Annotated in this window: 5 protein-coding genes and 1 pseudogene; 1 reads left to right on the plus strand and 5 read right to left on the minus strand. The window is 65.1% G+C overall.

Features of this window, described 5'->3' with window-relative positions:
• Together BGN91_RS02025 and BGN91_RS02030 are read right to left on the minus strand one after the other, a co-directional pair.
• Positions 1-1,101: class I tRNA ligase family protein (locus BGN91_RS02025; RefSeq protein WP_292610298.1), on the minus strand; the 1,101-nt coding region annotated here is incomplete at its 3' end.
• 84 nt (positions 1,102-1,185) lie between these two features.
• Positions 1,186-2,169 (minus strand): bifunctional riboflavin kinase/FAD synthetase, encoded by a 984-nt coding sequence (locus BGN91_RS02030; RefSeq protein ID WP_292610299.1) that lies wholly within the window; start codon positions 2,167-2,169, stop codon positions 1,186-1,188.
• A 243-nt stretch (positions 2,170-2,412) separates the two neighbouring features.
• On the opposite strand from BGN91_RS02030, the gene BGN91_RS02035 reads away from it, so the two are divergent.
• Positions 2,413-2,808, plus strand: coding sequence for a response regulator (locus BGN91_RS02035; RefSeq protein ID WP_079447564.1), 396 nt, complete (start codon positions 2,413-2,415; stop codon positions 2,806-2,808).
• A 161-nt stretch (positions 2,809-2,969) separates the two neighbouring features.
• Here BGN91_RS02035 and BGN91_RS02040 read toward each other — a convergent pair whose 3' ends face one another.
• The 3 genes and pseudogenes from BGN91_RS02040 to BGN91_RS02050 form a co-directional block, all read right to left on the minus strand.
• Complete coding sequence (locus BGN91_RS02040) at positions 2,970-3,824, minus strand: TIGR01459 family HAD-type hydrolase (RefSeq protein ID WP_292610300.1); 855 nt, start codon at positions 3,822-3,824, stop codon at positions 2,970-2,972.
• Positions 3,825-3,839: 15 nt separating this feature from the next.
• A complete protein-coding gene (locus BGN91_RS02045; RefSeq protein ID WP_292610301.1) occupies positions 3,840-5,213 on the minus strand; it encodes an EAL domain-containing protein in 1,374 nt (457 codons plus the stop codon).
• 119 nt (positions 5,214-5,332) lie between these two features.
• Positions 5,333-5,478 (minus strand): annotated as a pseudogene (locus tag BGN91_RS02050) (aspartate aminotransferase family protein); the annotation flags it as partial.

Below are 5,478 nucleotides of genomic sequence, written 5' to 3' on the forward strand. Positions count from 1 at the left end.
AGCGGCACGGTGAAGTCGTAGCCGCCGGACAGGCCTTTCAGCGGGTGCGCGCATTCCACCGCATCCAGCGTATCGGAGCGGCACGGTGAAGTCGTAGCCGCCGGACAGGCCTTTCAGCGGGTGCGCGCATTCCACCGCATCCAGCGTATCGGCGGGAATGTCGCGGACCTTCTCGTAGCCCGCGACGCGCGCCTGCTTGAAGACGTCGGCGGCGAGATTGTCGGCCAGGATCAGAAGATCGCCGGTCTTGGCCCAGTTGTCGGCAGGCGCGTCGGTGACCTTGTAAAGACCGTAGGCGATCTTGTTCGAGAAGCTGATGGCGCGATTGCCCGGCAGCGTCCACGGCGTCGTGGTCCAGATCACAACGCTCGCCTGCGCCAGCGCGCCGTGCGCCGGCGAGGTCACCGGAAACTTCACCCACACCGTATCCGAGGTGTGGTCCTCGTATTCGACCTCGGCCTCCGCCAGCGCGGTCTTTTCGACCACGCTCCACATCACCGGCTTGGAGCCGCGATAGAGCGTGCCGTTGGCGGCGAACTTCATCAGCTCGCGCGCGATCTGCGCCTCGGCCGGATAGGTCATGGTGGCGTAGGGATGGTCCCAGTCGCCGATGATGCCGAGACGCTTGAACTCCTCGCGCTGTGCGTTCAGCCAGTGCCCGGCGTAGGCGCGGCATTCCTTGCGGAACGCGACCATCGCGGCCGGTTCCTTGAAGTTCGGCTTCGCCTTGCCCTTGGAGCGGTAGTTCTCCTCCTCGATCTTCCATTCGATCGGCAGGCCGTGGCAGTCCCAGCCCGGCACGTAATTGGAATCGTGGCCCAGCATCTGCTGGCTTTTGGTCACGACGTCCTTGAGGATCTTGTTGAGCGCATGGCCGATATGGATATGCCCGTTGGCGTAGGGCGGGCCGTCATGCAGCACGAATTTCGGCCGTCCCTTCGCGCGCTCGCGGAGCTGCCCGTAAAGATCGATCTCGTTCCAGCGCGCCAGAATCTCCGGCTCGCGCTGCGGCAGTCCGGCGCGCATCGGAAATTCCGTCTGCGGCAGGTAGAGGGTCTTGGCGTAATCGGGGGCGTCGGACTTTTTCGGCTTTTCGGTCATGGCGGGTGAATAGCGTGTTTTGGCAGCAAGGGGAAACCCGGTTTGAGCGTCTTTCCCTCTCCCGCAAGGGGAAAGGAGAAGGAGTCAATCCACCTTCCCGAGCATCGGGAACGCATCCGGCGCGGCCGCGAGCATGGTCCGTGCGACGGTCGCATCGCCGTCCATCCGGCGCACCAGCGCCGCGACGCTGTCGAACTTCAGCTCCTCGCGAATGAAGCCGATGAAGGCCACGTCCAGCGTGGCGCCGTAGAGGTCGCCGTTGAAGTCGAACAGGAACACTTCGAGCAGCGGCGCGCCGTTGTCGAAGGTCGGGCGGCGGCCGAAGCTCGCGACGCCGTCGGAGCGCCGCTGATCCTTTGCCTGGCCGCGTCCGACCCGCACCGCATAGACGCCATGCTTGAGGCCGCAATCCTTGTCGAGGCGGATATTGGCGGTGGGATAACCGAGCCCGGCGCCGCGCTTGTCGCCGTGGATCACCTCGCCTGTCACGAACCACGGCCCGCCGAGCATGGCGGTGGCGTCCGTGATCTGGCCCTCCGCCAGCGCCATGCGGATGGCGCTGGAGGAAACCGGACGTTCGTCGATATCGACATGGGGCTGGACGTCGACCTCGATGCCCAAGCGCGTCGCCTCGCTCGCCAAAAGGCTCGGCGAGCCGACCCGGCCCTTGCCGAAATGGAAATCGTAGCCGACGGCGATGCCGCTGACGCCGAGGCGGTCGATCAGATCATGGTGAATGAAATCCTGCGCCGTGGTGCCGGCTCGCGCCGCGTCGAAAGTCATGACCACGGCGCCGGCGAGGCCTGCGCCGGAGAGCAGCCTGAGCTTGTTGGTCTCATCGGTCAGGCGAAATTGCGGGGTGCTCGGGCTGAAAAACTTTCGCGGATGCGGCTCGAAGGTGACGGCAAAGGCCGGATTCCCACGGGAGCGCGACATGCGGAGCGCCGCCTCTATCACGGCGCGGTGGCCAAGGTGCACTCCGTCGAAATTGCCCATCGCCACCACCGATCCCCTGGGAATCGCAGCGGCAGGCGTGGTGTCGCGGATGATGGCAAATCGGGAGGTCATTACCGTTTCGTTGATGGGTGGGTAACCGGTTGAAGTCAAGCGCGCCGGCCGGAGCTGCGGGGCAACGGGTGCCCGGCTGTCCGTTTCCGGATTAACGGGCTGTTTAACGGCTGGTAGTAGAAAGAAGGGCCGACCCGCGGGGGCAGGACCGGTGAAGACCCGGCATGCTCCCCAGGATGGCCCGCCCCGGCGGGCCTTTGACGATTTCGGCACACATAGAATGTGGCGTGCAGGGGGTTCAAAATGGCAGTAGACTTGTCGATGTCGGTTCTTGTGGTGGACGATTACAACACCATGATCCGCATCATCCGGAATCTTCTCAAGCAGCTTGGGTTCGAGAACATCGACGACGCCAGCGACGGTTCGGCGGCGCTGAACAAGATGCGCACCAAGAAATACGGCCTCGTGATTTCCGACTGGAACATGGAGCCGATGACCGGCTACGACCTTCTCAAGGAAGTCCGCGCCGATGCCAATCTCGCGATGACGCCGTTCATCATGATCACGGCGGAGTCGAAGACCGAGAACGTCATCGCAGCCAAGAAGGCCGGCGTGAACAATTACATCGTCAAGCCGTTCAACGCGGCGACGCTGAAGAACAAAATCGAAGCGGTATTTCCCGACAACGTCCCGGCGTAATTCCCACCTCGCCCCGCTTGCGGGGAGAGGTCGCTCGCATCTTGCGAGCGGGTGAGGGGCGCAGCATCGCCGCAAAACTCACCTTCAGGGGATTCAAGAAACAGGCCCCTCACCCCGACCCTCTCCCCGCAAGCGGGGCGAGGGAGAAAAGCCGCCTTCGCCTACCACTTCAGTTCGCGCATCAGCGCCAGCGGCGGATGGCCGAACAATTCCTTGACCGAGGCCGGGTCGAGCTGGTCGACGCCGGCGAATTCCTCGGAATGGATGCCGCGCGTCAGGAACAGCAGGTCGATGCCGAAGGCATGGGCGCCCATCAGGTCCGTGCGAACGGAATCGCCGATGGCGAGCACCCGGTTCAGCGGCGTATCCTGGCCGCGCCGCTCCCGCGCCAGCGCCATGGCCCGCTCATAGATCGGCCGGTGCGGCTTGCCGTAGAAAATCACCTCGCCGCCGAGTTCGCGATAAAGTTCGGCGATGGCGCCGGCGCAATAGAGCAGGCGGTCGCCGTGTTCGACAACGATATCGGGATTGGCGCAGATCAGCGGCAGCTTGCGTTCGCGCGCCTGCATCATCAGGGCGCGATAGTCCTCGGCGGTTTCGGTCTCGTCGTCGAACGGGCCGGTGCAGATGATGTAATCGGCGTGCTCGATCGGCGCGAAGACGGGATCGAGGCCGCTGTGGATCGAATTGTCGCGCTCCGGGCCGAGCCAGTAGACCGCCTTGGCGGGATGCTCGGCGACGTAGCAGCGCGCCAGATCGCCCGATGAAGCGATGGCGTCATAGCAGTCGTCGGGGACGCCGAATTTGCGCAATTGCCGTTGCACGGCATCGGCCGGGCGCGGCGCGTTGGTGATAAGGATGACGGTTCCGCCCTTGTCGCGGAACGTTTTCAGCGCCGCGCAGGCTTCGGGAAAGGACACGAGGCCGTTGTGGACGACGCCCCAGATGTCGCTGAGCACGACATCCCTGCCGGTCGCGAGATCGCGCAGATGGTCGACGAAACGAAGCGCCGTCATTGCACTCCGATGCTCTCAGACCGCACTGCCGGCGCGGCACGCCAGTGCGGCGGCGCCGGTCAGGCGGGGTGGGTGGTCCGGCTTGGTAGCGCCGGTCTTCGGCTTGTCGGCTGTGTCCGCCGGCGCATCCGGACGCAGCGGCCGCGGCGCGGCGAACAGAAAACCCTGACCGAAGCCGATGTCGTAATCGAGCAGGTCGACCACCGCCCGCTCGTCTTCGATCCGCTCCGCGATCAGGTCGATGCCGAACCGGCCGAGCAGATCGGAGATGTCGGCCGGATGGATGTCGGAGGCCGACGTCTGGTTCGGGTCGAGAAGGAGCGAGGCCGGCACCTTGATGAAGCGGACGCCGCGGTCGGCCAGTTCGCGCGGCTCGATGCGGAGGTCCGTCACATGATCGACGGAGAAGCGGTAGCCGCGCTGCGCCAGCGCGGCGAGGTGCTCGCTTTCGGTCAGGCCGAGGCCGCGCAGCGTGCTGTGCTTGAATTCAAGGATCAGCGAAGGCGCCAGCGCGCGATTGGCTTCGAGAAAATCGAGGCACTGCCCGAATGCGGTGCGGTTGCCGAGCGTCGCCGCGGAGAGATTGCAGAACAGGCTGGCGTCCTTGTTGCGCATCTGAAGGCGGCGCAGCACCTCCATGCAGTGCACCACCACCATGTTGTCGATGTGCCCCATCAGCCCGGCCGCTTCGGCGGCGGGGATGAAATCGCCGGCGGCGAGTTGCGCGCCGCGGGCATCGCGCAGCCGCGCCACCGCTTCGTAGTAGCGCATCTTGCGCTGCGGAAGCGTGACGATGGGCTGCAGGAAAATATCGACGCTGTTATCCTCGATGGCGCTCCTGATCGTGGTCAGGATCGGCGCGTCGTTGCGGTTCGGTGCGGAACTCGCTGCGGGGGGGCGGGCGGGAGCGGGCGCCGCAACCCGTATCGGGGGCGGGGGTTCGGGCATCGGCGGCGGGGCGGCCGGCGGCAGCGACGCCAGGATGTCTTCGTGGGTGGCGACAGAGGCGGCAAGCTGCCTGACCAGCCCGCCAAGCTCGCTGATTTCCCCGAGCGCGGATTGAAGTCCCGATTGAATGCGGTCGTGCGCGGCGGAATTGGCCGAGACCACTTTGCTCTCGGCGGCTGCGAGGCGGCGCCCGAAGTCGCCGACCTGGCGGGCGAGGTCGGCGATGCCGTGCGACAGATCGGCGATCTGACCGTCGACGTCGCTGCGGTCGCGCATCCGCATCGATACCGCGTTGAACAGAATGAGGAAGGTCAGTGCGGCCAGCGCCACGACGGCGGCTTCCGACGCATGCAGGCTGGTCAGCGAGTACAGCGCGACGCCGAGCGAGCCGGAGACCAGCACCATGCAGATGGCAACGAAAATCGTGGAAATACGGATCATCTGGCGCGAAAAGGCTCCCGTCGCCGAACGATTTCCGGCGCTTTCGGACCGTCACACTACCATTATTGGTGATTCGGCGGGCAGTCTTCTACCGTTTCCGCCAAAATCGGACCAAACGCTCAGGCGACCGCACGAATCACCTTGGCGACCTTGTCGATGATCTCGCCGATTTGATCCTCGCTGGCGATCAGCGGCGGGGTCAGCGCCAGCGTATCGCCGGCGATGCGCATCATCACGTCGTGGTCATGGAAGCCGCTTCTCAGCG

This window comes from Nitrobacter sp. 62-13, assembly GCF_001896955.1.
Lineage (GTDB): Bacteria > Pseudomonadota > Alphaproteobacteria > Rhizobiales > Xanthobacteraceae > Nitrobacter.

Excerpts from the sequence above, each read along its gene's own strand:
- BGN91_RS02030 (WP_292610299.1), bottom strand. The coding sequence starts at position 2,169 with ATGACCTCCCGATTTGCCATCATCCGCGACACCACGCCTGCCGCTGCG.
- BGN91_RS02035 (WP_079447564.1), top strand. The coding sequence starts at position 2,413 with ATGGCAGTAGACTTGTCGATGTCGGTTCTTGTGGTGGACGATTACAAC.
- BGN91_RS02045 (WP_292610301.1), bottom strand. The coding sequence starts at position 5,213 with ATGATCCGTATTTCCACGATTTTCGTTGCCATCTGCATGGTGCTGGTC.
- BGN91_RS02040 (WP_292610300.1), bottom strand. The coding sequence starts at position 3,824 with ATGACGGCGCTTCGTTTCGTCGACCATCTGCGCGATCTCGCGACCGGC.